The sequence below is a fragment of the Jatrophihabitans sp. genome (assembly GCF_051960575.1).
Taxonomy (GTDB): domain Bacteria; phylum Actinomycetota; class Actinomycetes; order Mycobacteriales; family Jatrophihabitantaceae; genus JBQCEE01.
Genome location: NZ_JBQCEE010000022.1, coordinates 1 through 2,374, shown reverse-complemented (window position 1 = coordinate 2,374; position 2,374 = coordinate 1). Strand labels below are relative to the sequence as shown.

Below are 2,374 nucleotides of genomic sequence, written 5' to 3'. Positions count from 1 at the left end.
CGGCCCCTGAGCCATACACGCCGCCGCTGCTGCGTACGCCGATCCCACCCACCCCCGACGGTCATGTCGCTGACCCAGCCGTGCCGAAAGAGCCGGTCGGCGCAACACCCGGCGCAGCAGCGGGGGCAGCGGGGGCAGCGGGCGCGCGGCCGGGTGCCCGCTCCGGACGGAGCGGGTCATGAGCGATCACGACTTGACGGGCGAGGTGGTCCGCTACGGCGGCTGGTCGAAGGACCGGCACCGCTGGCTGCTTGGCCTGTCCGGCACCGCCGTCGCGGTCCTGGCCGTCGCCGCGATCCCGATCCTGCTCGCCGCCGCCAACCACCGCTGGGCCGTCGCTGCCGCTGCCCTGGCCGCGTGGCTCGCGGTCGCGGCGATGGTGGGGTTGCCGATCCGCGGACGCTCACCGGCCAGGTGGGGCATCGACGCGGCACTGCACACCTGGGGGCGTGCGCGGGGCTGGAGCGACTGGCAATCCCGCGCCGCGGCCGGCACCGCCGACGATCTCGCCGAAGCCGACCTGCCCGGCGTCCTGGCCGGCGTGCGCGTGCACGACGGGCCACCGCTCGGCGCGCTGCTCACCCGCCCGGCGATCGTGGCCGACCACCGCGAGCAGACGTGGGCGCTCGTCGCGCGCCTGTCCCACCCCGGCATCGGCCTCGCCGGACCGGCCGCCCGGGCCCGCATGGGCGCCGGCCTCGCTGAGCTGCTCGAAGGCGCCGCCACCAGCGAACTCGCCTCGACCATCGCCCTGCACGTCCGCACCGCCCCGGAAGACGGCGCCGAACGAGCCGCCTGGCACGACCGGCATCTGCACCCCGGCGCCCCCGACCTGGTGCGCCACATCGAGTCGGAACTCGCCGCGATCGTGACCGCGGCGGCGGTACGGCACGAGCTGTTCCTGACCGTCGTCGTCCCCGAACACCGCCTGGCCCGCCCCGGCCGCGAAGCAGGCGGCGGCATCGACGGCCGCGCCCGGGTCCTGTACGGGCTGCTCGGCGAACTCGAGGCCCGCCTACTCGGTCCGGTCGGCTGCACCGCCGTCACCTGGCTCGACACCCCGACCCTGGCCGCCGCCATCCGCACCGGCTTCGCCCCCGGCGACCGCGCCGACCTCACCCACACCCACGACCAAGTACACAGCGTCGGCGAGCACGGCAGCGCGCTGCTGCCGGTCGCAGCGGCAGGTCCGACCAACGCACCGGCGGCGGCGCGACGGCACTACCGCCACGACGCCTGGGACACCGCGACGTGCACCGTGTTGCTGCCAGACAAGGGCGCCGTGCTCGGCGCCCTGGCCCCGCTGCTCGCGCCCAGCAGCAGCGGCGAACGACGCTCGGCCACCGTGTTCTTCGAGCCGATCCCGGCCCACCGCGCCGACCGGCTCGTCGGCGCCGACGCCCTGTCCGCCGATCTGGCCAACGAGGTCCGCCTCCGATCCGGGTTCCGCCTCCGGGCAGCGCACCGCCTCGACGCCTCCCGCGTCGCCAGCCAAGACCAGCGCCTCGCCGACGGCAGCGCCCTGGTCCGCGTCGCGGTCGCCGCCGCCGTGACCATCCCGTCCACCTCCTCGATCGTCGACCACGCCCGCCGCCTCGAGGCCGACATCACCAGCAGCGGCTTCGTCCCCCTGCGCCTCGACCTCGCCCAAGACAGCGGCTTCGCCGCCGCCTGCCTCCCGCTGGGCATCGGCCTTCCCCGCCGCCGGAGCACCGCATGACCACAACCCACCCACGACTGGCGAGCCTCGGTCGCCACCCCCGCCAGCGAACGCGGCCCGACGGCCATGCGCAGGGCGGGCGGGACGTCGCCCGCCTCGTCGCCGACTTCGGCCACCACCTCCCACCGCTCACGCCAGCCGCCACACCGTCCGCCGACGGCACCCCGATGCGATTCGCGGTCGGCCGGCACGGCATCGCCACCGCAGCGGCCGGCTGGTCCCCGGTCCCGGCACCGCTCGCGGTGTACCGGATGACCTCCGAACAGGTCGGGGGAGTGTGGCCGCTGATCGCCGGCGACGGCCTGCCACCGACGGGCGCGGCCATGGGCATCGACTTCCTGTCCGGCGGGGTGTTCCATGCCGACCCGATCGGGTGGACCCTGCGCGGCACCGCCGGCGTCTCCAACCCGAACATGATTTTCTTCGGGGCGCCCGGCCGCGGGAAGTCCGGCACCGTCAAGCTGTTCTGCCTGCGGATGATGGCCTACGGCTACCGCACCCTCGTGCTCGGTGACGTGAAAGACGAGTACGAGCCGCTGTGCCACGCGGTCGGGGTGCAGCCGCACGCGGTCGGGCACGGCCTGTCGACGCGGATCAACCCGCTGGATTTCGGGCCGCTGGGCCACCACTGGGCTCGGCTGCCGCGGGAGGAGG

The 2,374-nt window shown here is 75.4% G+C and carries 1 protein-coding gene and 1 pseudogene; both read left to right on the top strand.

Features of this window, described 5'->3' with window-relative positions:
• Positions 1-178: 178 nt before the first annotated feature.
• A complete protein-coding gene (locus ACTHMS_RS01020; protein WP_440304817.1) occupies positions 179-1,720 on the top strand; it encodes an SCO6880 family protein in 1,542 nt (513 codons plus the stop codon).
• Positions 1,717-2,374: pseudogene (locus ACTHMS_RS01015) on the top strand (ATP-binding protein); the annotation flags it as partial. The gene ACTHMS_RS01020 and the pseudogene ACTHMS_RS01015, both read left to right, overlap by 4 nt.